Annotated in this window: 26 protein-coding genes, 2 tRNA genes and 1 pseudogene; 6 read left to right on the plus strand and 23 right to left on the minus strand. The window is 42.8% G+C overall.

The features are described 5' to 3' along the window. Window positions 1–167: 167 nt before the first annotated feature. The 3 genes from recJ to ACW6PM_RS09390 form a co-directional block, all read right to left on the minus strand. Window positions 168–1,928 carry a single-stranded-DNA-specific exonuclease RecJ gene (recJ, locus tag ACW6PM_RS09380; RefSeq protein WP_456056988.1) on the minus strand — a complete coding sequence of 587 codons (1,761 nt, stop codon included), beginning with the start codon at window positions 1,926–1,928 and terminating at the stop codon, window positions 168–170. Next, window positions 1,909–2,673: a tRNA pseudouridine(38-40) synthase TruA gene (gene truA / locus ACW6PM_RS09385; RefSeq protein ID WP_456056989.1), complete on the minus strand. Its 765-nt coding sequence runs from the start codon at window positions 2,671–2,673 to the stop codon at window positions 1,909–1,911. Before truA ends, recJ begins: the two co-directional genes overlap by 20 nt. Before the next feature lie 109 nt (window positions 2,674–2,782). After that, window positions 2,783–4,045, minus strand: coding sequence for a peptidoglycan-binding protein (locus ACW6PM_RS09390; protein WP_456056990.1), 1,263 nt, complete (start codon window positions 4,043–4,045; stop codon window positions 2,783–2,785). Window positions 4,046–4,509: 464 nt separating this feature from the next. Between ACW6PM_RS09390 and ACW6PM_RS09395 the strand changes: the two genes are divergently transcribed. After that, entirely contained in the window at window positions 4,510–5,016 is a 507-nt protein-coding gene (locus tag ACW6PM_RS09395; protein WP_308651245.1) for a flavin reductase family protein, read from the plus strand. A 360-nt stretch (window positions 5,017–5,376) separates the two neighbouring features. On the opposite strand, the gene ilvN is transcribed toward ACW6PM_RS09395, so the two are convergent. From ilvN to thyA, 4 genes are all read right to left on the minus strand, one after another. Further along, entirely contained in the window at window positions 5,377–5,874 is a 498-nt protein-coding gene (ilvN, locus tag ACW6PM_RS09400; RefSeq protein WP_308651260.1) for an acetolactate synthase small subunit, read from the minus strand. A 27-nt stretch (window positions 5,875–5,901) separates the two neighbouring features. Then, entirely contained in the window at window positions 5,902–7,623 is a 1,722-nt protein-coding gene (gene ilvB / locus ACW6PM_RS09405; protein ID WP_456056991.1) for a biosynthetic-type acetolactate synthase large subunit, read from the minus strand. A 33-nt stretch (window positions 7,624–7,656) separates the two neighbouring features. After that, the gene (locus tag ACW6PM_RS09410) at window positions 7,657–8,148 is read right to left on the minus strand and encodes a dihydrofolate reductase (protein ID WP_012742108.1); all 492 of its coding nucleotides are present in this window, start codon (window positions 8,146–8,148) and stop codon (window positions 7,657–7,659) included. A 96-nt stretch (window positions 8,149–8,244) separates the two neighbouring features. Beyond that, on the minus strand, window positions 8,245–9,093 hold the full coding sequence (gene thyA / locus ACW6PM_RS09415) for a thymidylate synthase (RefSeq protein WP_308657346.1): 849 nt from the start codon (window positions 9,091–9,093) through the stop codon (window positions 8,245–8,247). 433 nt (window positions 9,094–9,526) lie between these two features. Here thyA and ACW6PM_RS09420 point away from each other — a divergent pair, with 433 nt between their 5' ends. Continuing rightward, the gene (locus ACW6PM_RS09420) at window positions 9,527–10,465 is read left to right on the plus strand and encodes a tRNA dihydrouridine synthase (RefSeq protein WP_456056992.1); all 939 of its coding nucleotides are present in this window, start codon (window positions 9,527–9,529) and stop codon (window positions 10,463–10,465) included. Between the two features lie 12 nt (window positions 10,466–10,477). Here ACW6PM_RS09420 and ACW6PM_RS09425 read toward each other — a convergent pair whose 3' ends face one another. The 6 genes and pseudogenes from ACW6PM_RS09425 to ACW6PM_RS09450 form a co-directional block, all read right to left on the minus strand. Continuing rightward, on the minus strand, window positions 10,478–11,167 hold the full coding sequence (locus ACW6PM_RS09425; protein WP_456056993.1) for an SDR family oxidoreductase: 690 nt from the start codon (window positions 11,165–11,167) through the stop codon (window positions 10,478–10,480). A 20-nt stretch (window positions 11,168–11,187) separates the two neighbouring features. After that, window positions 11,188–12,189 carry a spore photoproduct lyase family protein gene (locus ACW6PM_RS09430; protein WP_456056994.1) on the minus strand — a complete coding sequence of 334 codons (1,002 nt, stop codon included), beginning with the start codon at window positions 12,187–12,189 and terminating at the stop codon, window positions 11,188–11,190. 14 nt (window positions 12,190–12,203) lie between these two features. Next, window positions 12,204–13,052: a spore photoproduct gene (locus ACW6PM_RS09435; RefSeq protein WP_456056995.1), complete on the minus strand. Its 849-nt coding sequence runs from the start codon at window positions 13,050–13,052 to the stop codon at window positions 12,204–12,206. A 40-nt stretch (window positions 13,053–13,092) separates the two neighbouring features. Continuing rightward, window positions 13,093–14,580, minus strand: coding sequence for an ATP-binding protein (locus tag ACW6PM_RS09440; RefSeq protein ID WP_456056996.1), 1,488 nt, complete (start codon window positions 14,578–14,580; stop codon window positions 13,093–13,095). After that, window positions 14,544–15,899, minus strand: a complete 1,356-nt coding sequence (locus ACW6PM_RS09445; protein ID WP_456056997.1) for a vWA domain-containing protein — start codon at window positions 15,897–15,899, stop codon at window positions 14,544–14,546. Before ACW6PM_RS09445 ends, ACW6PM_RS09440 begins: the two co-directional genes overlap by 37 nt. Window positions 15,900–16,044: 145 nt before the next feature. Next, window positions 16,045–16,269, minus strand: a pseudogene (locus tag ACW6PM_RS09450) (cytidylate kinase family protein); the annotation flags it as partial. Window positions 16,270–16,523: 254 nt separating this feature from the next. On the opposite strand from ACW6PM_RS09450, the gene ACW6PM_RS09455 reads away from it, so the two are divergent. Then, window positions 16,524–16,688, plus strand: coding sequence for a hypothetical protein (locus tag ACW6PM_RS09455; protein WP_178047413.1), 165 nt, complete (start codon window positions 16,524–16,526; stop codon window positions 16,686–16,688). A 257-nt stretch (window positions 16,689–16,945) separates the two neighbouring features. Here ACW6PM_RS09455 and ACW6PM_RS09460 read toward each other — a convergent pair whose 3' ends face one another. The 7 genes from ACW6PM_RS09460 to ACW6PM_RS09490 all read right to left on the minus strand — a co-directional run bounded on the left by ACW6PM_RS09460 (window position 16,946) and on the right by ACW6PM_RS09490 (window position 22,581). Further along, the gene (locus ACW6PM_RS09460; protein ID WP_456056998.1) at window positions 16,946–17,953 is read right to left on the minus strand and encodes a leucine-rich repeat protein; all 1,008 of its coding nucleotides are present in this window, start codon (window positions 17,951–17,953) and stop codon (window positions 16,946–16,948) included. Window positions 17,954–18,025: 72 nt separating this feature from the next. After that, entirely contained in the window at window positions 18,026–18,433 is a 408-nt protein-coding gene (locus ACW6PM_RS09465; RefSeq protein WP_456056999.1) for an HI0074 family nucleotidyltransferase substrate-binding subunit, read from the minus strand. After that, a complete protein-coding gene (locus ACW6PM_RS09470) occupies window positions 18,417–18,686 on the minus strand; it encodes a nucleotidyltransferase family protein (RefSeq protein ID WP_456057000.1) in 270 nt (89 codons plus the stop codon). The genes ACW6PM_RS09465 and ACW6PM_RS09470 overlap by 17 nt, the downstream gene beginning before the upstream one ends. Window positions 18,687–19,112: 426 nt before the next feature. Then, window positions 19,113–21,194, minus strand: coding sequence for a heavy metal translocating P-type ATPase (locus tag ACW6PM_RS09475; protein ID WP_456057001.1), 2,082 nt, complete (start codon window positions 21,192–21,194; stop codon window positions 19,113–19,115). Window positions 21,195–21,212: 18 nt separating this feature from the next. Then, entirely contained in the window at window positions 21,213–21,551 is a 339-nt protein-coding gene (locus ACW6PM_RS09480; RefSeq protein ID WP_456057002.1) for a DUF6110 family protein, read from the minus strand. 471 nt (window positions 21,552–22,022) lie between these two features. Further along, window positions 22,023–22,325 (minus strand): type II toxin-antitoxin system RelE/ParE family toxin, encoded by a 303-nt coding sequence (locus ACW6PM_RS09485; RefSeq protein WP_308651257.1) that lies wholly within the window; start codon window positions 22,323–22,325, stop codon window positions 22,023–22,025. Beyond that, a complete protein-coding gene (locus ACW6PM_RS09490) occupies window positions 22,318–22,581 on the minus strand; it encodes a type II toxin-antitoxin system prevent-host-death family antitoxin (RefSeq protein WP_012742051.1) in 264 nt (87 codons plus the stop codon). The genes ACW6PM_RS09485 and ACW6PM_RS09490 overlap by 8 nt, the downstream gene beginning before the upstream one ends. 203 nt (window positions 22,582–22,784) lie before the next feature. On the opposite strand from ACW6PM_RS09490, the gene ACW6PM_RS09495 reads away from it, so the two are divergent. The 3 genes from ACW6PM_RS09495 to ACW6PM_RS09505 all read left to right on the plus strand — a co-directional run bounded on the left by ACW6PM_RS09495 (window position 22,785) and on the right by ACW6PM_RS09505 (window position 24,001). After that, a tRNA-Gly gene (locus tag ACW6PM_RS09495) sits at window positions 22,785–22,857 on the plus strand. 293 nt (window positions 22,858–23,150) lie between these two features. Further along, a tRNA-Gly gene (locus ACW6PM_RS09500) sits at window positions 23,151–23,223 on the plus strand. Window positions 23,224–23,494: 271 nt separating this feature from the next. After that, window positions 23,495–24,001 (plus strand): FMN-binding protein, encoded by a 507-nt coding sequence (locus ACW6PM_RS09505; protein ID WP_456057003.1) that lies wholly within the window; start codon window positions 23,495–23,497, stop codon window positions 23,999–24,001. 63 nt (window positions 24,002–24,064) lie between these two features. On the opposite strand, the gene ACW6PM_RS09510 is transcribed toward ACW6PM_RS09505, so the two are convergent. The 3 genes from ACW6PM_RS09510 to ACW6PM_RS09520 form a co-directional block, all read right to left on the minus strand. Further along, window positions 24,065–24,313, minus strand: a complete 249-nt coding sequence (locus tag ACW6PM_RS09510) for a hypothetical protein (RefSeq protein ID WP_456057004.1) — start codon at window positions 24,311–24,313, stop codon at window positions 24,065–24,067. A 34-nt stretch (window positions 24,314–24,347) separates the two neighbouring features. Beyond that, entirely contained in the window at window positions 24,348–25,148 is an 801-nt protein-coding gene (gene proC, locus ACW6PM_RS09515) for a pyrroline-5-carboxylate reductase (protein ID WP_456057005.1), read from the minus strand. Window positions 25,149–25,287: 139 nt separating this feature from the next. Further along, a complete protein-coding gene (locus ACW6PM_RS09520) occupies window positions 25,288–25,731 on the minus strand; it encodes an Lrp/AsnC family transcriptional regulator (RefSeq protein ID WP_308657307.1) in 444 nt (147 codons plus the stop codon). Between the last annotated feature and the right edge of the window lie 88 nt (window positions 25,732–25,819).

Genomic DNA, 25,819 nt, shown 5'->3' on the forward strand with positions numbered 1-25,819 from the left:
TAACAGTTCAGCAAAATCTTTTGGCTTATAATTTGTGATATTTGATGTATTCATAATAATTTACTCCTTTGAGTATATTTAAACACATTTAATCACATTTGACAATATATTCAATTACTTATTTTCTCCTCCTTTACCTCTAGCGGTTACCTTTTTAGAATATAATATCACTTATAATACTGTATTTCAAACTGCAGTGACTCATTTTCCCTGAATACATTTATCTTTGGTGAATATACTACGGACAGCACTATATTATTGAACCTTCCTCTTTGTGCAGCTTCAAGTGCGTCCGCACCAAACCTTTGCCTGATATAGTCAAAAAAGCTTTCTATATCACCAAAATAAATTGCATTGATCGGCGTGCCATATGAGGATATCAGTGAAAGCCTAAGCACATTGTTGTTTTTGCCAACCACCCACATGCGGCTCACACGTAGATTTTTATCCGCAAAAACAGGCTTTGGATTGTCCTTTCCAAACGGTGCCAGCACTGAAAACTCAGACACCAGTCGCATTGATACATAATCCACCGGCATCGGCACATCTATATGTATTTTGGGCACGAGGTCATCGTCAGTAAGCGACGCATACTCATTTATTTTCTGACGGAATGGCTCAACATTTTCTTGTGGCAGTGAAAGTCCTGCAGCCATCGGGTGGCCTCCAAACTTCGTAAACAGCTCACTGCATTTGCACATTTCCTCATACATTGAGTATTCCTCTATCGAGCGCCCTGAGCCCTTTACACCGTCCTCACTCTTTGTGAGTATAAAGGTTGGCTTATTGTATTTCTCCCTGATACGGCCTGCTATGATTCCTGCTATGCTCTCATGCACATCCGGCAGATATATGACAAGCACCCTGTCTTTTTCGTAATTGTCCCTCTCATATATCTCAACTGCGGTTTCCACACCCTTTGCAGTCATTTCCTTTCTGTCATCATTGAGCGCTACAAGCTCTGATGCGATGCACATGGCATCCTCCTGCCTGTCGCATAAAAACAGCTCAAGTGCTCTTTTGGCTGTATCCAGACGGCCGGTCGCATTGACACATGGCCCAAGGACAAATCCAAAATGATATGCATCTACATTTTCAGCCTCTATATTACAACATTCCAGCAGGGCTTTCATGCCGATATTTGTCGTATGATGAATACTCTTTAAGCCGGCCTTTACGAGTATACGGTTTTCACCTGTCAGCGGCATGACATCACCGACTGTTGCAAATGCCACATTCTCTATAAAGTCCATGGCCTCTTTCTCATCTATGCCGATTTTTCTATATAGTAATATGACGATTTTCCAGGCAACCGCTGCTCCGCAAAGCTCCTTGTACGGATAGCTGCACTCTATCTGATGCGGATTTACAATGGCATCTGCTTTGCTTTCCTTGTAAATCTTTTTACCCTCTATATCATCAAACGGCACTGCATGGTGGTCTGTTACGAGAACTGTCATTCCAAGCTCCTTTGCATGGGCGATTTCCTTAATCGCTGCAATTCCGTTGTCACAGGTGACCACAGTGTCTATCCCATCCTCATAAGCCTTGTCGATCAGGTGCACATTCAGACCATAGCCATCCTTAACTCTGTCTGGAATCATATAGTCCACACACGCACCTGCTCTTTTAAGTGCCTTCACAAGAATATATGTAGACATCACTCCGTCTATATCATAGTCACCGATTATCCTGATTTTGGCCTTGTCAGCTATCTTTTGTGTAAGAATGTCAACCAGCCTTTGACCATCCTTTAAAAGAGCCGGGTCTGCAATGTCTGAGATTTTGCCGTTTAAAAATTCATTTACCGCGTCATCTCCTATCACACCTCTGTTTCTGATTATCCGCGCCGTCACCTGGTCTATTCCAAACCTCGCTCCGATTGCCGCAAAATCAGCTTTCTTCGCACTAACATACCACTTTGCCATAATCTACCCTTTCCAGGCGCAGCCCACACGCCGGTGCTGTGTAGCCTGCCTGTGCCCTATCCTTTGAAGCTAAAATTCCCATCACAGCATCCGGATTTTTCCTTCCGTCGCCCACCTCGATAAGCGTTCCTGTGATGATTCTTATCATATTCTGTAAAAATCCATCTCCGGTGTAGCTGATAACAATATCGGCTCCTGTTTTTTCTATATCTATAGAAAAAATCGTCCTGACCGTTGACTTTTTCATATGTTTGTTGCCACAAAAGGCTTTAAAATCATGCTCTCCGAAAAGATATGCTGCTGCTTTTTTCATCCTGTCTGTGTCAAGCGGCTTATCATAGTCGTATACATATTTTCTCCTGAACACATCGGACACGATACCGGTGTGTATTGTATACACATATGTCTTTGACACGGCATTGTACCTGGCATGAAATCTGTCAGGCACATTTGAAATATCTGTCACCGCAATATCTGCCGGCAGATGCTCATTCAGCCATATAAATATCTCCTCCTTGGAAAAGTGCTTCGGCATGTGAAAGCTTGCCACCTGCCCCACCGCATGCACTCCCGCATCCGTGCGTCCTGAGCCTATGACCTCAACCGGCTTTCCTGCCAGCGTGAAAAGCACATGCTGAAGCTTTCCCTGTATTGTATCATCTGTGGATTTCTGCACCTGCCAGCCCTTGTAGCGTGTGCCGTCGTATGCCACAATTATCTTGTAATTTTGGGTTTCTGTGTTCATAAAATTTTCTTTCTTTATCTAAAAATAGGGTTCTGAATAGTTACTTTTAATTTATATAATATCACATCGTTTTTTCTCTTTCCAGCACTGTTTTGCACCTTTAATCCAATTAAGCAAGCTCCGCAATACGTGTCACCGCTACATATATATTTGATATCTCATACCATGTACTGTAGTCCACCACGCCTGATACCGGAAGGCCGAATACAGCCTGAAATTTTTCCACGGCTTCCTTTGTCTTTGGTCCGTATATTCCATCCGGCACAATAGACGGAATTGCCGGATATGCCTTTGCGATGCGGGCGAGCTGCCTTTGTATCTGGTATACATTCTGTCCGGACGAGCCTATGCCTATATTGTAGCCCGGCCATGACGCAGGGATTCCTGATACAGCCTCCGCGGTATTGATATACATGTTGCTGCCGTAAAAATATCTGAGTATCTCAATTGCACTGTAGCCCTGATCCCCAAGGCTTTTAGAGCCCCACTGTGTCATCCAGCTCGGGCAGGAAACCTTTTGTCCGTCACAGTACTGCGTCAGAATCGGCTGCTTCACATTAGGTCTCGACAGATAGTTTTCAAACATTTCATTTACTATCAGCGAGATATTGTCATATATATTTCTGCCATAGATGAATTTGTGGTCATATGCCGTGGATGAGGTGATATTAAAATTATAGCCCTTTCCGCGATAAAACTCCGTATATATCCTGTTTAACGTAAATGACATAATTGCAAGCACATTTGCCCTTATAGTGGCATCAGGCCAGGTCGCATATATCTCACTGGAAGCGACATTTTTGATGTAGTCCTTATATCTGACATAATAATTTGCCGCAGTGGAATCCGATGGCGCTCCATCATGCACAATAACATATTCCGGAATCACCACACGGTTAAGTACAATCTCACCTGTCTCAGCAACCGGTATAATCTCCGGCTCAGGTATCTTGGCAGGATAATCACCGTAGAGTGTATGTGCCGGAATAACAATATTGTCCACAGCATTTCCCGGTGCATCAAGTGCTTCCAGCTCAATATCCTGTATGGAAAGTCTGTCTGGCATCACCTCAACGCCCGAAACCGTGATATTTCTGTATCCGTTAGCTGAAACAGTCACCGTCACCTCAGAATACGGCTGTGACTCACTGGGCGACATAGAATACTCAAGTGGCGGAGTGGCAATCTCAACTGCCTCTATGCTTCCCGATTCATTGGTATCAGTCTCCTCTATCCTCCCCTGCGGATCCCCGGAATAGCTGACTGCTACCCTTGCATCCGCAACCGGCGTCCCCATGTTTTTCTGTCGTACTCTCACCTGAAGCCGCCCCTCATCAATGGACTCCTGTTGTAAAATGTGCAGATTTTTCATGAATATTATTACCTTAATATCTTTTTACAATAATATGCACAAAGTTCGGCGCATATGATATAATGAGCGTAGGCAACGAGCAGTGCCAAATTGAAAATATATAAAAAGGCCAGCTTGCTGAGCACTTTTTATATATTTTTAATTTGATAGGGCGACTGCCCGTACAGTCAGGAAAATCTCTGATTTTTCTGACTTGCACTGCGTGCAATACACTTACTAAGGTGGTTGGGGGACGTGCTCTCATCTGATCCGAGTCTTACGGAAAGGATGATTTTATGCACATAAAACATAAGAAATAGCCGTCCTGCCTCTGGTAAAGTCTGGGAACGGCTATCTCTTACGATAACTTATTAACTTAATTTGCCGGATCAGGTGAAGTGCACTCACCTACCGACTGCCTTACTAAGTGTATTATATGTCACTTAGCAGCTTTTGTCAATTTTATTAATATTCAGGAGGAAATTATGCATACATTTCAACCATATCCCATCGACATGCTCGATATCAATCCATTCACCAAGCTTAGCAAGGAGTGGGCTCTCGTGACAGCCGGTGACAAGGAAAAATCAAACACCATGACTGTTTCATGGGGTGGAACCGGTGTCCTCTGGGGCAAAAATGTCGTATTTATTTTCATCAGGGAATCCAGATACACTAAGGATTTCATAGACAATGGTGAGTTTTTCTCACTTTCTTTCCTAAGCGAGAAATACCGCGATGCCTTAAAATACTGTGGTGCTCACTCTGGACGTGGCGAAGACAAATGGTCAAAGGCCGGTCTGACTCCTGCCACACGCCATGGCATCCCATATCCGGACGAGGCAAATCTCGTATTCCTCTGCCGCAAGATGGCTGCTGTGCCTGTTGACGAGGCTTCATTTACTGATAAAGCCATTATGCATCAATGGTACGGTGATCACGATATGCACACTATGTATGTTGGTGAGATTATTGAGGTTGCGGCTCGCTAGATATATGCTTTGCGTAAATGACTACGGGACGAGAAGAACCCTAACATATATTTATGCGCTTAAAACTACGTGACTAAGACATTGTAAGAATTATGCTTTAGGGTTTTCTATGCTTGACGAAACCGGCTTTTATGCGCCGTCCATGGTGCATAACGCCTTGCCCTGCCTTCCATGGCAGGGCATTTCTGTGTTTCATGGCATAATTCTAACAATATCTAAGTCACTTCGTAAGCGCTTATAAATACATATTAGGGTTCTTCTCGTCCCTTACTCTATGGTAATATTACACAAATTCAACCATTGTGCAACAACACATACTAATTATCCAGCCTATTACTGTCACAAAAGTCCATATATAATCTAGCGGCAGCCGGTGCTCATAGCTTCGATTGCCACGGCACCACCGCGCACAACCGATATATGCTTATACTGTGATTTGAGCAGTGCAATAAGATCATCATTGCGGTGCTCTGTGAGCTTGCTCTCTAAGATCACGCTGTCGGCATTCTTGTCCACCACGTCAATATTAAAAACCTGCGCTGTCTGGAATACATCGGTGATTTCCTCGCGGGTGAGCTTTGATACCCTGACATAGAGGATTTCCTTCATATGCAGAGGCACATCAGTCAGGTCAATCACCTTGATGACCTCGACCATTCTGTTGAGCTGCTTTTTTATCTGCTCAAAGGTAATATCATCGCTTGTAACACAAATAGTCATTCTGGAAATAGTCTCATCCTCTGTTGTTCCAACCGTAAGAGACTGTAAATTGTAGGATTTTGCGGAGAAAAGTCCTGAAACCTTTGCTAAAACACCGACCTCATTCTCCACATAAAGTGCAATCCATCTGTTTTTCATTTCAATATTGTTCATCTTATGCACCTCCTACTTTAAAATCATTTCGCTCATAGGATTTCCGCTCTTGACCATTGGAAGAACAATCTCATCCGTAGCAATCATAAACTCAATAATTACAGGTACATCCTTGTATTTCTTTGCCTCTGCAAAGGCTGCATCGATATCCTCTTCCTTTTCCACACGGATTCCGTGTCCACCATAGCTTTCAACAAGCTTGATGAAATCCGGTGTGTATGGCGGACATGCCTCGTTTGGTCCCTTGCACTCATCAGGGCAGCCCTTTCTTCTGCGAAGACAGGTTGCAGAATATCGCTTGCCATAGAAAAGCTGCTGCATCTGGCGCACCATGCCAAGGTAGTAGTTGTTGAGCACGCAGATGGTCACTCCCGCTCCCTGTACAACTGAGGTGGCAAGCTCCTGTATATTCATCTGAAGTCCGCCGTCACCGCTTATGCATACAACATCCTTGTCAGGATTTGCAATCTTGGCACCTATTGCCGCCGGAAGACCAAAGCCCATGGTTCCAAGACCTCCCGATGTAAGAAGCTGGCTGCTATTGTCAAGCTCTAAGTACTGTGTAGCCCACATCTGATGCTGACCTACATCTGTAACGTAGATTGCATCCTTATAGTTTTTATTGATATGCTCCATAATCATCTGAGGTGTCATGCCCTTGTCTCTTCTCATGCCAAGAGGATTTTCCTCATCCCATGCCTTAATCTGCTTCTGCCACTCAGCAGTCTTTTTCGGCTCGGCCCACTCGTTTAACTTGTCAAGTGCCACATTGGCATCGGCAACGATAGGCACATCAACCACGACATTTCGTGAAATAGATGCAGTATCCACATCAATATGTACTATCTTGGCCTTTGGCGCGAACTCGTTTAAGTCACCTGTTATTCTGTCGTTAAATCGTGTACCTATTGAAAAAAGTAAATCACACTCACTGACTGCCTTGTTTGCCGCATATTTACCGTGCATACCGCAGTTACCCACATAAAGCGGATGAGTGGTCGGTATAGCGCCCTTACCCATTATTGTGGTGACAACAGGCACATTCTCTGCCTCCGCAAAACGGCGCAGGTTTTCGTTGGCTCTTGCAACATTTATACCGCCTCCGGCAAGGATAAGCGGCTTTTTGGCACTCCTTAACATCTTGTAGGCACGCTTAAGCTGTCCGACATGTACTGTATCATTTACACGGTAGCCTCTGATTTCCACCTTGTCCGGATACTCTGCAGGACCTGATGAGGTCTGGATATCCTTTGGCAAATCAATCAGTACAGGGCCCGGCTTTCCGGTCCTTGCAATATGAAATGCCATCTTTATAATTTTTCCAAGGTCATTTCTGTCACGGACTGTAACAGAATATTTTGTGATATTTCTGGTGATTCCGACTATATCCACTTCCTGAAAGGCATCATTTCCTATGAGCGGAAGCGGTACCTGTCCCGTAAAGCAAACAAGCGGGACATTGTCGTAATGCGCATCTGCAAGACCTGTAACTGTGTTGGTAGCACCGGGGCCGCTTGTCACAAGGCAGACTCCGACCTTTCCTGTAGACTTGGCATAGCCCTCAGCCTCATGAATCAGGCCCTGCTCATGTCTCGGCAGAACCAGATTGATTGAATTAGTCTTGTATAACTCATCGAATAAATCTGTAACTGTTCCTCCCGGATAGGCGAAAATAGTATCTACGCCTTCCTCCTCCAATGCTTTTACAAATAATTTTCTTCCTGTGATGTCCATACTGCTGTCATCCTCGTTTCTATATTTAATAGTTTATTTTACTTTCTCATATCGAAGGAAATAAAACTCCAAATCAAAGTATGTCTGCTCTTCGCTGTCTCCTGTAATCTGCCACTCAGGCTTCTCATCAAGATTTGGGAAATATGCATCCGCATCATACTCGAAGTCCACCTTTGTGATGTGGGCTACATCGCATTCATCCACGAGCTGCTCATAGATTTTCTGTCCACCAATGATATAAATATCCTCTGAATTGTATTTTTCAAGCTCCTTGTGAAGCTCGTCAAGTGAGTGAACCACGACAGCGCCCTCCACCTCATAGGATGGGTTGTGTGTGAGCACTATGTTGGTTCTATTCTTAAGTGGTCTGCTGTTTGGAAAGCTCTCAAGTGTCTTTCTGCCCATGACTACAACCTTTCCCGTAGTCATCTCGCGGAAAAACTTCTGATCCATAGGTATTCGAACGAGCAACTGGTTGTTTTTTCCAATTGCCCAGTTATTATCAACTGCTGCTATTAAATTCATGATTTTCTCCCTGTTGTAATCGTTGCTGTTCACACTGACAGGTGAACAATAGCCTTCTATTACTTGCTTCTTATACTTGCTTCATATCCACGTTCTTTAGACTGCAATAGGTATATCCTTAATCTGCTCACCTGTCACATAGTCTGTTATCTTGATATCATCCGTCGTAAACTGATAGAAATCCTTTATATCAGGATTGAGCCAGAACTTTGGAGCATCGTACTGTGGTCTCTCAATCAGCTCCTTAACGATTGGCACATGCCTGTCGTAAATGTGTGCATCTGCAATCACATGCACCAGCTCTCCGACTCTCATGTCACACACCTGCGCCAGCATATGCATAAGCACCGCATACTGGCATACATTCCAGTTGTTTGCCGCAAGCACATCCTGTGATCGCTGGTTCAAGATACCGTTTAATGTGAGCCTGTCATCACCCTTTTTCTGTGTCACGTTGAAGGTCATGCTGTATGCGCACGGATACAGATTCATCTCATGCAGATCCTGATGCACATATATATTGGTAAGTATTCTTCTGGAAAAAGGTGTATGCTTCAAATCATAGATGACTCTGTCCACCTGATCCATCATGCCTTCCTTATACTGATGCTTTACACCAAGCTGATAGCCGTATGCCTTGCCGATTGAGCCATCCTCATCTGCCCACTCATCCCACACATGGCTTTTTAAATCATGGATATTGTTGGATTTCTTCTGCCATATCCAAAGCAGCTCATCCGTAGCACTCTTTATATATGTTTTTCTTAAAGTGATAGCCGGAAACTCCTTAGACAAATCATATCTGTTGACGACACCGAATCTCTTTATTGTATAGGCGCTCGTGCCGTCCTCCCAGTGTGGACGCACCAGTTCTCCCTCAGTGCTTGTGCCATTTTCCAGAATATCCTGACACATCGCTACAAAAACCTTATCTGCATAACTCATATTATCTGCTCCCTAATCATATATATTCAACCGATACAATTACCCGTTTACTGTCTATTGTATCTAATTATAAGTTTTTTTTCAATATATACAATGTGCAAATTCAAATGATTTTTTTAGCTTTTTTCTTCATAAATAATTTAAGTTTTTTATTATTCTTTTCGATTAAGGACACAATTTGGACAAATTTATTTAGTATAGTATTACTCGTAAAGGAGATACACCTTTACAAATTCCCTTTTTTAAACATTTTTTCATAAACTAAACTCCTCGAAAAGAAGCCGCTTCCCTCGGCTTCTTTTCACGTTATGGGGGTTTACATTTCAAGCTTTTTCCAATATTATGATTAAAGGATCAAAAGTTAGAGTCAGATTACGGGAATGCGTAGCATGTAGTAATCTGATTAATCATAAATGAGGAGATTCACAATCACATGAAATTTTTTCTCGCACCGATGCAGGGGCTGACCGGATATATAGTAAGAAACGCTTTTCACCACCATTTTGACTACATAGACAAATACTACACACCGTTCATTCCTGCCGCAAAGCGCATGAATGCCAAGATAAAACGAGATATAGACCCGGTAAACAATGATGGGATTACTCTCATTCCGCAGGCCATGTCTATAGTGGCAGACGAGGTCATTGACCTGCACAGGCAGCTTGCACCTTACGGATATGATGAGATAAACGTAAATCTCGGCTGTCCGTCAGGCACCGTCGTATCCAAGAAGCGAGGCTCCGGCATACTCGCATATCCTGATATGCTGGATAGCTTTCTCGATGAGCTGTATACAAAGGCCGATTTTCCTGTTTCGATAAAAACCCGCGTGGGCTTTAACGATGATGAGCTCTGGCCCGAGCTTATCGAAATATACAGTAAATATCCGATAAGTGAGCTTACCGTGCATCCGAGAGTCCAGAAGGATTTTTATAAAAATACACCTCGCCTGGATGATTTTGCCCTCGCCGTGCAGAAGATAAATCCTGATAAAACCATACTCTGCTACAACAGAGATATCACTGATACCGGTAGTTTTAAAGCACTAACCGACCGCTTCCCTGATATTGATGAAATCATGGTAGGCCGCGGACTGTTTGCTAATCCTGCTCTTATTGCAGAGCTTACCGGTGTCCGCATGGATAAAGCTGAGCTTCGCGAGCGCTTAAAGAATTGGCACGATGAGATTTTATCCGGTTATCTGTCTATCTTTTCCGGTGAAAAGGATGCCATTTTCCGCATGAAGGAAATCTGGGCATATATGCATGGGCTGTTCCCTGACTCTGAGAAGCTCTGGAAGAAAATAAAAAAATGCCAGACGCTTAATGACTATCAGTCAATCGTTCGAATGGCATTTGATGCTTTTTAAAATATAAACACTTTACTTTCTTGCAATTCTGTGAAGCTGTGGCCTTATGGTGATATCTGTCATCACAAGGCCTTCTCTTTGCTCTAAAACATAAAGCACTGCGTCTGCAACCTCATTCGGCTGCAGCCTTGCGGCTTCATTTTCATCCACTGTAAAATCAGCATTCCTGTACAGCTTGGTGTCGGTCATATCAGGCTCAATATTTACCACGCGCACACCGTACTTTCTCGCCTCCTCAAACAGGCTGTGGGAAAAGCTCGTAAGCCCCGCCTTTGTGGCACCGTAGGCACAGCCGTGCGGATTCGTCTTCTCGGCAGTGATTGATGAGATATTTATTATCGTTCCTTTGTTTTTCTTTAAATCGCGAAGCAGCAGATTTGTGATAATCATCGGCGCCTCAAGATTTGTCCTCACCATCTGTGATATTTTTACAGGATTAAGCTCCTCGTGAAGAGCGTAAAAGCCGACTCCTGCATTATTTATAAGGAGGGATATGTCATGATTTTTATTAATTTCTTTTATTGTTTTGGTAAGCTTTGCAGTATCGGTAATATCGCATACTATATGCTCTGTCCCTGCGGTATAATCACTTTGGTTGAAGCTTCTTCCTATTCCATAAACCAGCCAGCCGTTTGCAGCAAGCTGCCCGCATATAGCTTTTCCGATGCCGGATGACGCCCCGGTTACAATTGCCTTTTTCATCTGATTGCTCCTCCTAATTATCACTTCCACATAAATATCCTGTCATTATCCACATATTTTGAGACAGCCTTTATCATAAACTCTTCCATATCATTTCGTATGTTCTCCGGATACTGGTAATACCCATTCACGTTGTCGTATGGAAAATTCACCACAGCGCTATGAGGCATATCCTTTCGCATTTTTTTCAGATAGTCCTGCGATATGCGGAAGCTTCCGATACTCACATCCCAAAGCTTAGAGCCATCTATCTGTGAAAACACGTCATCAACCAGCGTGCTGTACTCCATTCGCCAGTCCTTGCAATATATCATCGGATCAAAGCACAGCCGCACAGGAAATCCACTGTCCATGGCACATTTTGCAGCCCAAATCCGCTCCGCCGGTATCGACGCAAAATGCTCATACTCTGCTGCAACCCTTTGATGAGAAACTGTATAGGCAATAATTACTCTGTCACAGGCTTCGTAATCGCTCCACAAATCACATCTGCCACTCTTGGTGCGGATTTCAATTGTAAGATTATCATGCTTTTTTGTAAAAGCAATCCATTCCCTCACAAAGCCGCCAAGCGACTCAATGGCCACAAGGTCTGCATCATATGACACACAAAGGTATATGCTTTTTTTCGCTAAAAGACACTCAAGCTCTGCAAAAATATCCTCCAGATTTACAAACATCACAAGATTACCTGACGGATACATGCCCTTTAAATAGCAGTATTCGCAGTCAAATATGCAGTTCATCATGCATGAGCAATAGTAGAAATTCTCATTTCCAAAGCTCTGGCACACCGGTGCACCTTCATATATACAGCCGCTTGTATTCTCTGCCAGAATGAGCGCCTTGGCATTGCTTTGAGCAGAAATACTCTGCTTTTTGCGGCAGAAAACATCCTTGTAGTGGTCAATTTCTATGACTGTTGTATTATTCAGCTTTTCTAAAATCTGCTTTGTACGTGGGTGCTTTGCCACGCCTTTTTCCACATATACATGTGAAAACATTTTATTGTATTGGCACATTTGACATTTCCTTCTTACAATAATCTCTGTTTCAATTCAAACAGACATTTCTTTCCCTCACGCTTGCTCTCACACGGCAGCATGCCCTTTGTATAGTACTCATCCAGAACAGCTTTATAATCTATACCACTTAGTCTGCAATACTTTATAAGCTGTGCCAGCTGATCTCCCATTACCTTGGAACAGCGCATATCGCTAATCAGCCTGTCCATATTCCAAGCGGATTTAGCTACAGTATTTTTGCCTTTAGCATTCTCATCTATCGAAGCCTTATCAGCGCATGCACTTAAAAGCGTATCAATGTAGCCGCATATTTTTTCTTCCTGCAAAGCAAAAAGCCCTGTAATTTTCGACTGGTCTATTCTCTCTCCGGCATCTGAAACAAGCTTTATAAAATGCATACGGTGCGGCCCCACGAAAAACGCTGCTGCCTGATATACGGCGGCTGCCTCCATATCATATACAACCGAATCGCTCCCTTCATTGAGCACCCTTATGACCGTTACTATTTCACACTCCATAAGATTTGTTTTCATCAGCATATCGGGGTAAAATGTACGCCCCGTCATCTGCTCAGTGAGCTTGTTTCCAAGAAATATACTGCCTAAACAGGTCTCATTGCCAAAACCGGCGCCACACCCCACATTCAAAATCTCATCATCCGGTGAAATCCCATAAGCACCACCGATATTTGAAACCGCTGCTGCCGCATTGATTTCTCCGACACCTGTAATCACAAGCCTGATACTATCATTTGCAAACACGTCAAATCTGACCGTTTCAGGGCTTTTTTCCTTTTTTAAGCCGTAGTGGTCTATTATATTTTTTGCCTCAGCGTAAAAAGCGCTAAATATATAAATCATAGATAATTCCTTCAAATATTCCTGCATGCATCAACAGGATTTATCTCTCAAGCTCCTTTAAAAGCTTAGTCCTGTTGCTTCCAACCATGAGCTTTTCATTGTAGATATCGTATTTTTCACATTCATTCTCAGCTAAAAAGCTGCTGATTTCCGGTGTAATTGTCAGCTCTGTCACAAAGACAAGCATCTCCTGTCCGTCTGAGAATACATCCTCCACAAAATCAAATGCATGGTTTAGCTTCTCTCCTGCCGCATCCTCCATCGTCGAAAGCTTCTCAGATTCTTCGGTGAAATCATCCATCACCGTATCAAAATCACCCTTGATATGCTTTAAGACATCCTGTCTGATGTAATACTCCCTTGGCAAAATAAGAGAGCTCTCCTTCAATATCTCCATATTCCTTGAAAACTGCTCCACAGCACTGTTGTACAGCGCCTGCTGCTCCTCAAGGCTGCTTTGTGACTTTCTGTATTCCTTCAAAAACTCATACCATAGCTGCACCATTTTCCGCTCTCTGGCCACATCCGAAAAAACAACCGTCAGTCCGCTTAAAAGCAGATTTACCACAGTGATTCTCTCATCGAAATCAGCATCAAACACACGCTTATACACTGACTTTTTCACGTTTCCGGAAAGTATATCGCTTATACCGTAATCCTCATTGTATTTCCTGTAGATTTCCAGATATGCGTACACATCCTCTGCTATATCTGGATGATGGATAAACTCACCTATTACGTCCTCCGTGACTGCAAGCTCTCCCGCCTCATACACCTTAAGCAGGCTGCTTAAATCCTCCCAGCCTCTTGCCGTGACGAAATTCATGCCGTCCACGTCTGTTTCCACCTTATAAAAATTGTTTGGATGAAGCTCCAGATAGCTTAAAAGTGCATCATGGATATGCACATTTCTGGCATATTCCTTCCACACCTGATAGTCAGCTTCTATCGATATATATCTGACACGGTCGAGTGTGACCATATCAAAATCGCGCACTGATTTATTGTACTCAGGCGGATTGCCTGCCGCAACAATCACCCAGCCCTTTGGAACAGCCTGATTGCCAAAGGTCTTGCACTGCAAAAACTGAAGCATCGTTGGCGCAAGTGTCTCGGACACGCAGTTTATCTCATCAATAAAAAGTATGCCCTCCTTAAGCCCTGTTGCTTCCATCTTTTCATAAACGCTGGCTATAATCTCGCTCATCGTGTATTCCGTGACGGAATAGCTCTTTCCGTCATACTCACGCTCCTTTATAAACGGCAGTCCTACCGCCGACTGGCGCGTGTGATGTGTGATGGTATACGCCACAAGACCTATTTTGCACTCTCTTGCAATCTGCTCCATAATCTGTGTCTTGCCTACGCCGGGCGGTCCGATTAAAAGCATCGGCCTCTGCCTGATCTGCGGTATCGCATACTCTCCGTGTGCATCCTTTGACAGGTATGCTTTCACTGTATTTTTTACTTCGTTTTTTGCCTGTTTTATATTCATAATGTTTCCTCCAGCTCCACCTGCATCGCCCATGGCGGCACCTCATTGCCCTCATACGCACCAACCGACACAAATGCACACTTGTACGGCGGACACTTTGCCGGGAAAATCCCCTTGCCATCAGTAAAATATATAAGTCCGCACATGTTCTTAAGCTCACCCTTGTCCAGAAGCTCTCTCACATACGAAAATGCCGGTCTGAAATCCGTGCCTCCGCCTCCTACGAGCGTAAACTTGTTTAAAAGCGGCTTAATCTGCTTTTCATCTGTAATTTCCTCGTCCGTCTTTACGCTGTCATCACACTGTATGATGCGTATTTTATTCCTGACAAAAAAGCTGTCCGACTCCGTGAGAATCGTAAATGTCTCCTGCAAAAAGTGCTCCACCAGCTCCCCGCTCACAGAATAGCTCGTATCAAGCACTATGACAAAATCCCTTATCTTGTATGTCTCCCTCGTCTCAAGCGGCTCAATGAGCGGCATATTGCCATAGAGCGAAAGTCCATACGCGTAATATCCCATATCAAACGCATCGTAATCTGCGTGCACCTCCTCACGAAGCACCGCAAACCTGCGCAGAAACTCCTTGTAGCTTCGTCTGCTTCTTTTCGCAGACAGCTCCCTCATCATTACCTGCTCGCCCTCGGATTCGCTGTCCTTTGAATGGCTTTTCTCCATGCGTGTCTGTCTGGATATTTTCTGCCACTGCTTTTGTGCCTCGGATGAGCTTAGTGGCATAGCATTGTCGTTTTTCTCCTGCGGCCACAAGGCATGGTCATCTGTGTAAAATTCCCGTGCCAGAAGTACAAGCTCGTTTTTATCATTTGTGTTTGCAATCTCATCTGTATCAGTGATTTCTTCAGCCTTTATTTCTGCATACTGCTTGCATAGCCACGCGTACAAGGCTCCCGGTGCAATCACGATATGCTCTTTTTTAAGCCTCTCATACGTGGTTTTTCTTATATAGCTTAGGATACGCTTTGTGCTTTTCTTTTCCATTGTATCAATCGTATACTCAACCATTATATCACATGCTGTATTCCACAGGAATTCATCCCGCTCACCTCTGGTCCACAGGTGAAAAAACAGACAGTGCAGCACACTGTGCAGATAAGCCCGGTTCAGATACATGCCATTTTTCTTAAATATATCAATCAGCCTGATGGGATTGTAATAAATATATGTACCGTCAGTTGCCATGGAGTAAAGCTGCTCGTTGGCTTTTGGTGAAAGAGCCGAGAGCGCAAGCTTCATAAAGGGCATGTCGAGATAGAGCTCACACTGTATTTCATCTATTATTTTCTGTGACATTTCCTCCTGCCACTCTGAATCCGTCTGGACATGTTTTTTCATGAAGCAGCCTCCTTTCCCCATACACTTCTCCATTTCTCGCACAAATGGTGCGAGTTTTATTCTACTACTATATTTTCGGAATTTATTATACTATAGTAACCTTATTTTCTCAATAAAATGTAATGCACAAACAATTGATTACACTATACACATTCAATACATCATCCCTGTCTTTCAAAATATAATCAGCATTTCTCCCAATAATCACGCATGGTTCTTTTTCTGCCAGATCCAAAATAACTTTTCTCTGTGCCTCATATACCATATCTTCTACTGATTTTCCAGTAATATCACGACTGGTAAATGCATATGCAAAAATTCCTTTCTTTGGGGACAGCTCGGCATTTTCCTTAATATACTCCGGTGCCAATTTTTTGTCATGGTTTATACCTCCTTAACTTAAGCTTTCCACTTTATTTTTATTAATTTTCTTTAAAAATAAATATCCTACAAGCATGAACTCACATAAAAGTGCCACCTGCAAATAGTTTGGTAAAAGAAAACTTGTTCCAAGCATAATTGCATTAATACAGTCATCAAAGAAAGAAAATAACCTACCAATCCTCTTTGTTATGTGGTAAAATAAAGAAAAAATTTATTATGAAATCTAATGGAGGGTTGGACATGAAAATTTTGAAAAGTATTCTTAATTATATTCCATTAGCCACGTTTATCATATTTGTGGTTACTGATGGAATTATTTCTTTAACATCGGCATTAATTTTTGTTATTTCCACGATTGGTCTACTGATTAATTGGAAAAAGAAAAAACCAGAGATGCAGAATTAAGAAACTTCCAGTTTTTCAATTACAGGTGACATTGAAAGAGCCAGCCCATTCAAGGTGCTGGCTCTTTCAAAAATCTCATTCTAATAAATTGCACGACAACTTAGTGAAAAATAAGCTTCCCATTATGAAAAAATGAATAGAAAATGTATAAAAATGGCAAAAGCGAATAATTATAAAGGTTTATGCATTAGACACACATTTGTAAAAAGGGAGTAGAATTTTGAGCAATAACATAGCCTTTGCATTTACACTTAAATTTAAAACTCAAACCGCCTCTTCCTGGACACCGCCAGATTTTCTTTCTTAAACCTGTGCAAAATCACACTGCCCTCACTCCATTCATCCTGTGCTGCAAGTGCAATCATATCAGTAACAGCAGAAGCATTTGCTATAAAACCTCCGTCATCGTCTGTAAGCTTAAGAAAGCTCATAAGAAGCCGGGCGTCACGTTTTTCAATAATAAGCTTTGACAATCTTTTCAGATGCTTCACAATATACTCCAAAAACTGCTGCCTCGCTTCTTTTGAAAGCTCATACGCATAAATAAGCCTGTAAAAAGCCATATCTAAAAGGTCATCCTCACTCTCCTGCGCCAGTGCCTCTAAAAATATTTCATCATACTGCTTCCACACAAAAACCTGATTCATAAAAGCCTGTCGGGCTCTAAACCCCTCTCCACTCATGTTCAGCTTGAAAATATGTGCAGGACCAATCTCATCATAAGTCTGGTCGTACTCAAAAAAGCATGCCTGCGCAATCGCATTTCCACTGCTATCTGCCCATCTAACCCTCACAAGCGTGCTTATCTGAGAAAGAATCTGCTTAAGACATGACTTGTCGCTCGGTAAGCCTCTCATCACAAGCATGGAAAGCTGCGTGCAGTTCATGAAAGCGTCACCATCCACATCACATATGTCGGATGGCAGTTCAAGCACAGACAGCCTTGAACAATTGTAAAAGCACAGCCTGCCAATCTTTTTCATTCCGTCCGGCAATATGATGCTCTCGATATAATCATCACACAGCTCCGTCATATCAGGGCGCAGAATATCATCAATCCCAAGCTCTGTTTTCATTTTTTCAGGCATGCTCTTGAAGGAAAAGCAATACTCCGCAAGCTCTGTCACTCTCATGCCATCAAGCATATCCGGCACTACACACACCGGATTTTTCCCATACATATGAAGAAGCCTAATGCAATCGTCATTAAGCCTCTCATATACACATATATAATTATCGTTTATTTCAACTTCTATATTTATCATCGTTATCTTTAATTCTATATTTTTATTACCATATTGTGTTAATTATGTGCATTAGATATATCTGCGTAAAATTTATTCAACCTTCAACAATTCATCTATTGTATTCTCAAAATCATAAAACAAATCAATATATGTTTCAACAATTGTATTACAATGTGTCCTTACAACCTCACAATCATAGTCATGTGCGAGTTCATTTCTGACCTTAAGCATATCCATCCACGCATCATCAGAAATCAGCTTTGCCTTAAATGATTCACGTAACACCTCACGCGGTGAACCTGTAACAAACCCTGTTATCGAATAATATTGTACCAGAATATCTTTCATTACCTTCCACGATAAATCAAAAGTAATGCTAAATTTAGCACTTGTCCCACTCAAAACAAACGAATCTGTAAGGTCTCTCTGCCTGGCCTCAGCTAACGCATCTAATGAATTACCAAAAGATTTAAAACGTCTCTCAAATTTCGCGTCCATACTGTCTGATATCCTCCAATAATAAGTCATTCCTGCATGTATCCAAATTCAGTAAATCAACACTGTACAAGGTAGGCAAATCCTCCACTTCATCAGAAAGTGCATCAAAATCCTTCACTCCCGATACCGCTACATCAATATCACTGCGTTCCAATGCAGTACCTTTAGCTCTTGAACCATATAAAATTACCTTTTGCGCATCATACTGTCTGCAAAGCTCTGCAACCCTGCTTATAACCTCTTCAACCTTCACTAATCTGACCTCATGTATAAAAATTTGCACTACATATTAGTTAGTTTATCACAATTCTGTCATTATTTCCACCACAACGTAAGAGGCGATGCCGCGAAATAATGCACATACTTTCACAGCGTAAGGGGCGCTGCCGCGGGCACCGCGGTGGCACACGTACTATCACGTGTGTGAATAGCGCAGTGGGTTAGAAACTGTAGAAATTATGCCACAAAGCACAGAAACGCCCCTGCAAGGACGCAGGGGCGAGGAGAACCGCGCCACGGACGGCGCGTTTCGACGGTTTCGTCAAGCATAGAAACACTCCAAGCATAATTTCGTACAGTATGTTACCCACGAAGCGTAGCACGCGGGATAGTGCGTGTGCCATCACGGTACCCGCGGCAGCGCCCCGTACTACATCCACAAACAGTGAAATAACTAAATCTACTCAAGCAGATTCTTCATACTGTTCACACTGATAAGAATTGTCGATCCATTGTGCAAAAGTGCCGTCGTAGTCGGCGGAAGCACTCCTGCCACACCAAGAGCAATAAGCCCTGAGTTAAAACCAACAATCTTGCGATAATTGCTCCTTATACGTTTCATAAGAGCATTACTTATATATTTGAGAGTAACAATCTGGTAGAGATCATCCGAGCCCACCGTAATATCAGCAATCTCGCGGGCAATTTCAGCGCCATCACTGATTGCAATACCGACATTTGCCGCAGAAAGAGCCGGTGAATCATTTATACCGTCGCCAATCATAATGACCTTTCTGCCCTTAGCCTTTTCTTTCTCCACAAAGGCAGCCTTGTCCTCAGGTAAAACCTCGGCGTAATATTCATCTACACCCACTTTTTTTGCAATGACAGAAGCTGTACGCTCACTGTCGCCTGTCATCATGACAACCTTTGATATACCAGCCTTCTTTAATGAAGTAACAACTGCTGCTGCCTCTTCGCGCAGAGGGTCCTCAATACAGATAACTGCCGAAAGCTTACCCTCAATAGCCAGATACAGGTGAGAATAATACAGCGGAAGCGACTCAAACAACGGCTCCTTTCCGGTAGGAACAACACATTTTTCGTCCTCAAAGACGAAATGATAGCTTCCGATAACAGTACGCTTACCATTGATTGAGGTCGCAATTCCATGAGCCACAATATACTCCACCTTTGTATGCATTTCCTCATGGGAAAGCGCTCTCTTAGAAGCAGCATCTACCACTGCCTTTGCCATGGAATGAGGGAAATGCTCCTCCAGACATGCTGCTACACGAAGCATGTCATCCGATGAATACTCATCATTGAAGTTCACCACATCAACCACTGTCGGATGTGCCTTTGTGAGTGTACCGGTCTTGTCAAAGACTATGGTATCAGCCTCTGCAACGGCCTCAAGGAACTTTCCTCCCTTTACCGTTACATTATAAAGGCTTGCCTCTCTGATAGCAGAAAGCACAGAGATTGGCATGGCAAGCTTGAGTGCACAGCAGAAATCCACCATGAGAATTGACATAGCCTTTGTCACATTCCTTGTCAGAAGATATGTAAGCCCTGTAGCTCCAAGTGTCCACGGAACAAGCTTGTCAGCATAGTGCTCAGCCTTACCCTCGAGCTCAGATTTAAGCTTCTCGGACTCCTCTATCATAGTAACAATCTGGTCAAAACGGTTGTTTCCTTCAGCCTCCTTGACCTTGATAGTAATCTCACCCTCCTCGACAACAGTACCTGCAAACACAGTATTGCCAACAGTTCTTTGAACCGGAACCGACTCACCTGTCAGTGAAGCCTGATTGACCATCGCATCGCCATCCATGACCTCTCCGTCGAACGGTATGACATTTCCCATGTGGACAACAACCTTATCGCCCTTTTCAATCTTTGAGGACTCAACGAGTATCTCCTGATTCTCAGGTGTCCTAAGCCATACCTTACTCACATTAAGTGACATGCTTCTGGCTAAATCATCAACAGACTTCTTGTGCGTCCATTCCTCCAACAGCTCACCTATTCCAAGCAGAAACATAATAGAGCTTGCGGTAGAAAAATCCTTTGTGACAAGCGAAACCGTGATGGCAGTAGCATCAAGCACCGGCACCTCAATTTTTCTCTGCAGCAGACACTTAAGTCCCATTCCAATATACTTTATAGAGCGTCCAACAGTAAGCGCTGTCCTGATTGGCCAAGGCAGCAGGAGCTTTTTACTGTAATGCCAGACAACACTTCCGATAAGCTTTTCCTGATATGAATTATTAAGCTCTCTTCCGGATGTCTTAATAACAGTCTGTGGCACATTGGCACTCTCATAATGAAAGTGGCGAAGCAGCTCTATAATCTGCTCCCTGTCTCCAACATACTCAATCACGGCATCAGCAGTCCTGTCATAAACCTTTACAAAGGTGACATTCCTGTGATTGTGAATCACATAAAGCAGAGTGTCTGCCTGCTCATACGTCATGCGGTACTGCTCCATATGAACACGCATACGGCCTCTTGACTCATGCTTAATCGTAAATTTCATATGACCGCCTCTTATCTTTTATGCCTCAGCAGTCTCTGCTGTGACCTCAGCCTGTTCTGTTTCCTGCTCATCAGCCTTAGCACACTCGCATACATCCTCAGATGCATCCGAAACCTTAGCAGCCTCTGCCTTAGCCTCGCGCTCATCATTGATGCTCTTAGCCTCAGCAAGAATATCCTCTGCATTCTCCTGAACAGTATTAACAGTCTTCATAACACAATCCTTAGCACGAAGAGCTGCTGCTGTACACTGTGTATAAGCACGCTTAGCATCCTTGCTTGATAAAATCTTGATACCTGCTGTACCAAAAGCAACACCTGCTGCGAATAAACCTGAAGCCTTCCAATTAAATGACATAATGTTTTCCTCCTATATATTTACAAAAAATCCAGTTAAAGTTTACTTACAAGAAACATTATATTTCCCGGAAATACTGTTATTCAAGCCTAATCTCATGCAGTTTTAGCTAATCCATGCCCGAAAATCCCCCTGCCATGCGCCCTCCCGGACTTATTGATAAAGTTTATCACTTCAATTGATACATACACAAAAGCATAACAACATTAAAGGGACTCCAAAAAACACACTATGTATATTTTCAAGAAGGAAGTTGTTTATCCAAAATGAAATGGAATAACCATATCAAGTAAAACTGCAAGAACTATACTAATCGTTCCCATTAGCGCAGAACTCCTCAATGTGTCTCTCCTCAAAACAATAAGTCCAATAATAAAGACTATCACTTCCAAAACAGATTTTGCTTATGCCTGCATGGACACAATAATCGAGAATACCCTTGATATTCTCCTCAGTATTTTGGTGCTTTCTTTATAGATTCCGTCCCTGATACTGTATTGTTACTACATAAACGATTTTGCGTTGTTCATCAATGCGAAAAATAGCCATGTAGTTATCAATTATTAACTGTCGGTAGCCTTTTCCGGCATATCTGCCTTCGTTTCGCTCTTGGTGGGATTGAGGAAAGGTATCTAAGCTTAAAATGGCTTTTTTAATTCGGGCATCTTGTCCTTTGGCATTTTCAGGAGACAATTTCTCGTTTGCAATATACTCGTAAATGCTGTCTAATTCACGGATTGCTCTAGGATTGACCTTTACTTTGTATTTATCCAAAATGTTTTTTCTCCAATTCTGCAAAAACTATTTCTGCATCAACGGCTTCTGCTCCGTTAGCGATTTCCTGCTCGGATTCGAAGATTGCTTGGTCGATGCGATTCATTCTTGCAAATTTATCATACAGTTCACTGCTCATTACAACCAAGTCGCTATATCCGTTTTTGGTGATAAAAATAGGCTCCTGTTCCTTATGTGCAATATTGGAAATCTCGGTTGTATTGCGTAAATCCTTAATAGGCATAATAAGTGGCATGATACTTCACTCCTTTCATTAACATAATTATAGCATAATTATGCCAACGAAAACAACCACGAAATGCATATCTTCACAAAATAATATATGGACAAAATTGAAAAACTTATTAAAAAAAATTAAAAATAATGGTTGACAGATACACCACTATCGTGTATTATATAACATGTGCCAAGCATAAGAGGGCACACAACTTAATACATGCGATAGTGGCGTAGTTGGTAACGCGCGACCTTGCCAAGGTCGAGACCGCGGGTTCGAGCCCCGTCTATCGCTCTTTAAAAAGAGATATCCTTAATGGATATTTCTTTTTCGTTATAGGAGTGTAGCGAAGCCTCTCACCCGCGGTGCAGCTTCTTGTCTCCGTTCCACGTCTACACTTCGTTTCAAAACCGGAATCCACCGGAAGCCGTGAAACGGTCGGCGCAGAACAATTTATCAATACAACCGTTTTATCTGGTATCGTCAAACTTTTTTTAAAAATTTCAAAATTACTGTTGACAGATGCTCCTCTATCGTGTATTATATAACACGTGCTCGACACGAGAGAGCACACAAACATAACAAATGCGATAGTGGCGTAGTTGGTAACGCGCGACCTTGCCAAGGTCGAGACCGCGGGTTCGAGCCCCGTCTATCGCTCTTATAGCAAAAAAGAGATATCCTTAATGGATATCTCTTTTTTACTATAGGAGTGAAGCGGAGCCACTCACCCGCGGTGCGGTTTCTTGTCTCCGTTCCACTCCGGTCGGCGCAGAACAGACGTCCCCCGGACGTCTTGCGCCCGTCTATCGCTCTTATAACAAAAAGAGATGTCCGTAATGGATATCTCTTTTTCGTTATAGGCAGGAATATCTGTCATATTCTTTCGTCCCCGAACATATTATATATAAAACAACCACAGGAGGCGCATATGAGTGCAAAAACAAAAATCGTTGTTGTAAAAATGAAGCATGTCATTCTGACCGGAGTGCTCCTTGGCATACTGCTTCTTCTGATAATTTTCGCTGCTACATATTATTTTTCAGGTGATGAACCAAAGCCTGCGGCAGAAGAAACCGGCATGTATACACCCGGTGTGTACAATACCTCTGTAGCGCTTGGTGGAGCGGCTATCGATGTGTCTGTGGCGGTGGACAGCAATAATATCAACTCCATAAGCCTTGAAAATATGACTGATTCGGTGGAGACAATGTACCCGCTTGTTGAGCCTGCGATGAACGAGCTCGTGTCGCAGATTGTGCAAAACCAGTCTACTGACAATGTTTCTTTCGCAAACACCAGCCAGTACACCTCCAAGGTGCTGCTCAATGCCATTGATAACACGCTCTCTAAAGCCAAAAAATCTGATAACTCAAATACCGAAGAAAATGCAAAGACTGTATCTGACTCTTCAAATACTGAAAATACCTCGCAGTAACCTGCGAGGTATTTTAGCTTAATCATATAAATCGTAAAATATATATTATGTATCAAAAATAATCTACTGCTCACTGTCTGTTGATAATCCCTGAAGATAATCACTGACTGCGCTGATATCTGCGTAATAGCAGTTCACCGGACGACTCTTCTCATAGTACTGATATCCTGAGTAACCGCCCCAGCCTACCAATGCGACTACCGCTGCCGCTGCAACAATCTGTGCTATAACACGCTTTACTTTATTTCTGGCATTTGTCTTTTTACGATTTGCCTTTTCATTCTTATATTTATCAACCTTTGCCTGACTCATTGCTTTTCTCCTTTAACTCAATGCAATAATTCTACTACATTTTGCGGGAGATATCAAGGCATTTCATCATAGCTTCAAAAACACTGCTTCTCATGCCCTTTTCCTCAAGCACGCGCACTGCCTGGATAGTGGTTCCTGCCGGTGAGCATACCATATCCTTGAGCTCGCCCGGATGCTTTCCTGTCTCAAGCACCATTTTTGCGCTTCCAAGCACTGCCTGGGCTGCAAATGTATATGCCTGGCTCCTTGGCATACCGCCTGCTACAGCTGCATCTGCCATAGACTCAATAAACATAAACACATATGCCGGTGAGCTTCCGCTGACTGCTGTCACTACATCCATAAGTTTCTCGTCTATCACCTCAGCCTTTGAGAAGCCGGAGCACAAATCAAGCACTGTATCAAGCTCTGCCTGCGATACTTTTTCATTTGCGCATACTCCCATCATACCCTCGCCAACCATGGCAGGTGTATTTGGCATGGTGCGTATAACCTTTAAGCTCTTTCCAAACATCTCGTCAAACCACGAAAGTGACTTACCCGGTGCAATCGAAACAATGATTTCATCGTCACTAACAGTGTCCTTTATCTCTGCTATAACCTCCTCATAGTACTGTGGCTTTACAGCTAAAAACAGAATGTCTGCAAACTCTGCTACGCTCTTGTTGTCCGCTGTCAGCCTGATTCCAAGCTCCGCAGCATTTTTTTCTCTGGAGCTTTCGGTCTTTGCAGATGCGAGAATATCATTTGCACCACACTTACCTGATGCAAGCACTCCGTGTATCATTGCCTTTCCCATGTTTCCACAACCTATGAAGCCTAATTTCTTACTCATATTATCCTCCTGTCGTAATCAATATATCTGACTATTCAAAGCATCCAAAATCATGTTTAACAGTCAGTATTTTTGCAAACTATTTTAGCACACTTCATGCAATCATGCAAAATGCTAATATTCCTATATCTTATTAACATTACAGGCCAAAGCCCGAATGTACAGGCAGGCCTCTGTGCTCAACAGGAGTGGAAAAAACTATCTGTGTACGTGTCTTACCGAATTTCTGCAGATTGTTGATAAAGTCATCAAGCTCCTCCGTGTCTAAAAATTCCACCTCTATGAGCATGGAATACTCTCCTGTCACACAGTTGCACTCTATGACATTCTCCACGCTCTCAATAAACGGATAAAACTCCTCCTTTTGTACAGGCTCCAAATCCAGATTGACAAAGGCCTTTATCTTATAGCCCAGATTAACCGAATCAACAGTGGCATGATAGCCCTTTATGATTCCCTTGCTCTCCAATCTCTCTATTCTGGCTGTTACAGCCGGTGATGACAAAAATACCTGTGCCGCAATCTCCTTTATCGCTATACGTGCATTTTCCTGCAGCAGCTCTACTATTTTCTCATCAATCATATCAAGTGCATTCTTAGTCAAGGTACCGCCTCCTAATCTCTCTTTTGTAAATGTGATTTTTCCAACAAAAAAGAGGGCGCAGATAACC

Source organism: Agathobacter sp. (assembly GCF_977054825.1).

What these genes read in the sequence shown, in the direction of transcription:
- ACW6PM_RS09445 (WP_456056997.1), bottom strand. Translation starts at nt 15,899, where the DNA reads ATGAAAAAACATGTCCAGACGGATTCAGAGTGGCAGGAGGAAATGTCA.
- ACW6PM_RS09475 (WP_456057001.1), bottom strand. Translation starts at nt 21,194, where the DNA reads ATGAAATTTACGATTAAGCATGAGTCAAGAGGCCGTATGCGTGTTCAT.
- ACW6PM_RS09455 (WP_178047413.1), top strand. Translation starts at nt 16,524, where the DNA reads ATGAAAATTTTGAAAAGTATTCTTAATTATATTCCATTAGCCACGTTT.
- truA (WP_456056989.1), bottom strand. Translation starts at nt 2,673, where the DNA reads ATGAACACAGAAACCCAAAATTACAAGATAATTGTGGCATACGACGGC.
- thyA (WP_308657346.1), bottom strand. Translation starts at nt 9,093, where the DNA reads ATGAGTTATGCAGATAAGGTTTTTGTAGCGATGTGTCAGGATATTCTG.
- ACW6PM_RS09465 (WP_456056999.1), bottom strand. Translation starts at nt 18,433, where the DNA reads ATGGACGCGAAATTTGAGAGACGTTTTAAATCTTTTGGTAATTCATTA.
- ilvN (WP_308651260.1), bottom strand. Translation starts at nt 5,874, where the DNA reads ATGAAAAACAGATGGATTGCACTTTATGTGGAGAATGAGGTCGGTGTT.
- recJ (WP_456056988.1), bottom strand. Translation starts at nt 1,928, where the DNA reads ATGGCAAAGTGGTATGTTAGTGCGAAGAAAGCTGATTTTGCGGCAATC.
- ACW6PM_RS09430 (WP_456056994.1), bottom strand. Translation starts at nt 12,189, where the DNA reads ATGTGCCAATACAATAAAATGTTTTCACATGTATATGTGGAAAAAGGC.
- ACW6PM_RS09490 (WP_012742051.1), bottom strand. Translation starts at nt 22,581, where the DNA reads ATGCCACTTATTATGCCTATTAAGGATTTACGCAATACAACCGAGATT.
- ACW6PM_RS09520 (WP_308657307.1), bottom strand. Translation starts at nt 25,731, where the DNA reads ATGATTGATGAGAAAATAGTAGAGCTGCTGCAGGAAAATGCACGTATA.
- ACW6PM_RS09435 (WP_456056995.1), bottom strand. Translation starts at nt 13,052, where the DNA reads ATGATTTATATATTTAGCGCTTTTTACGCTGAGGCAAAAAATATAATA.
- ACW6PM_RS09460 (WP_456056998.1), bottom strand. Translation starts at nt 17,953, where the DNA reads ATGATAAATATAGAAGTTGAAATAAACGATAATTATATATGTGTATAT.
- ACW6PM_RS09440 (WP_456056996.1), bottom strand. Translation starts at nt 14,580, where the DNA reads ATGGGCGATGCAGGTGGAGCTGGAGGAAACATTATGAATATAAAACAG.
- ilvB (WP_456056991.1), bottom strand. Translation starts at nt 7,623, where the DNA reads ATGGACATCACAGGAAGAAAATTATTTGTAAAAGCATTGGAGGAGGAA.
- ACW6PM_RS09410 (WP_012742108.1), bottom strand. Translation starts at nt 8,148, where the DNA reads ATGAATTTAATAGCAGCAGTTGATAATAACTGGGCAATTGGAAAAAAC.
- ACW6PM_RS09425 (WP_456056993.1), bottom strand. Translation starts at nt 11,167, where the DNA reads ATGAAAAAGGCAATTGTAACCGGGGCGTCATCCGGCATCGGAAAAGCT.
- proC (WP_456057005.1), bottom strand. Translation starts at nt 25,148, where the DNA reads ATGAGTAAGAAATTAGGCTTCATAGGTTGTGGAAACATGGGAAAGGCA.
- ACW6PM_RS09390 (WP_456056990.1), bottom strand. Translation starts at nt 4,045, where the DNA reads ATGAAAAATCTGCACATTTTACAACAGGAGTCCATTGATGAGGGGCGG.
- ACW6PM_RS09420 (WP_456056992.1), top strand. Translation starts at nt 9,527, where the DNA reads ATGAAATTTTTTCTCGCACCGATGCAGGGGCTGACCGGATATATAGTA.
- ACW6PM_RS09505 (WP_456057003.1), top strand. Translation starts at nt 23,495, where the DNA reads ATGAGTGCAAAAACAAAAATCGTTGTTGTAAAAATGAAGCATGTCATT.
- ACW6PM_RS09510 (WP_456057004.1), bottom strand. Translation starts at nt 24,313, where the DNA reads ATGAGTCAGGCAAAGGTTGATAAATATAAGAATGAAAAGGCAAATCGT.
- ACW6PM_RS09395 (WP_308651245.1), top strand. Translation starts at nt 4,510, where the DNA reads ATGCATACATTTCAACCATATCCCATCGACATGCTCGATATCAATCCA.
- ACW6PM_RS09480 (WP_456057002.1), bottom strand. Translation starts at nt 21,551, where the DNA reads ATGTCATTTAATTGGAAGGCTTCAGGTTTATTCGCAGCAGGTGTTGCT.